Here is a 1039-nt window from a genome sequence, read left to right as displayed (position 1 = left end):
TCGGCCGGCAGCGCCATGGATGTCCGGTCGCCTCGGCGGTGGCCGGCAGCCCCAGCACGACAATCACATCTTCGGCCTTTTTCGCGGTGGCTACGGCCGCTTTGACCAGCGCCGGGTCGGCCTGGCCGTCCAGCGTATAGCCAGCCACATAGGCGAACTCATGCCCGGCCGCCTTGAGCCCTGCCAAGATGGAAATGCTTTGCGGCGTGGTGATGTGCGACGAACCCGCGCCTTGAATGCGCGTCTGGTCGGCCAAGCGCCGATCACGGCCAGCTTGCGGCCCGGTTGCAGCGGCAGGGTGCCGTCATTTTTCATCAGGACGGCCGAGTTTTCCTCGATGTTCTGGGCAAGGGCGACATGCGACTGCAGCAAGGCGTCGCGGTCGCCGGTAAAAGCTGGGCGCTTGCGGTCGGCAATGGCGGCAATGTTCGCCACGGCCCGGGTGAGGCGGGCGCGGTCCAGCTGGCCGGTTTTCAGCGCGGCCAGGGCCGGCTTGTCGAACAGGTGGCCGGAGCTTGGCATTTCCAGGTCGGTGCCGGCGTTGAGGCTTTTGACCTTGTCGTTCAGCGCCCCCCAGTCGGACACCACGGCGCCTTGAAGCCCCATTGGCCGCGCAGCACGGTGTTGAGCAGGTACTCGTGGTCGCTCATGTACGTGCCGTTCAGCAGGTTGTAGGCGATCATCACGGTTTCCGGCTGGCTCTGGGTGACGGCCAGGCGAAACGCCTCGAGGTACAGCTCGTGCAAGGCGGTGGCGTCGATCAGCGAATCCGAGCGCAGCCGGTCAGTTTCCTGGCTGTTGCCGGCAAAATGTTTGAGGGAGGCGCCGACGCCTTTTGACTGCAGGCCGTTGATCCACGCGGTGGCCAGCGCACCGGTCAGCAGCGGATCCTCTGAAAAGAATTCAAAATTGCGTCCGCCCAGCGGGTTGCGCTTGATGTTGACGCCTGGGCCGAGCACGACGTCGACGTTCATCGACCGCGCTTCTTCGCCGATTGCCGCGCCCATTTTGACCAGCAGGCGCGGATCCCAGCTGGAGG

General features: G+C 65.1%; 2 protein-coding genes. Both read right to left on the bottom strand.

Translation table 11 applies throughout. The features are described 5' to 3' along the window. Positions 1-90: 90 nt before the first annotated feature. Positions 91-606, bottom strand: a complete 516-nt coding sequence (locus tag JCM13995_RS15115; RefSeq protein ID WP_162230976.1) for a glycoside hydrolase family 3 protein — start codon at positions 604-606, stop codon at positions 91-93. Beyond that, on the bottom strand, positions 564-1039 hold a 476-nt coding region (locus JCM13995_RS15110; protein WP_162230975.1), incomplete at its 5' end, for a glycoside hydrolase family 3 protein. The genes JCM13995_RS15110 and JCM13995_RS15115, both read right to left, overlap by 43 nt.

It is taken from the genome of Lacticaseibacillus camelliae DSM 22697 = JCM 13995 (assembly GCF_001311195.1).
Taxonomy (GTDB): Bacteria; Bacillota; Bacilli; order Lactobacillales; family Lactobacillaceae; genus Lacticaseibacillus; species Lacticaseibacillus camelliae.
This window is presented reverse-complemented; position numbering and strand designations above follow the sequence as displayed.

Excerpts from the sequence above, each read along its gene's own strand:
- JCM13995_RS15115 (WP_162230976.1), bottom strand. The coding sequence starts at position 606 with ATGGGGCTTCAAGGCGCCGTGGTGTCCGACTGGGGGGCGCTGAACGAC.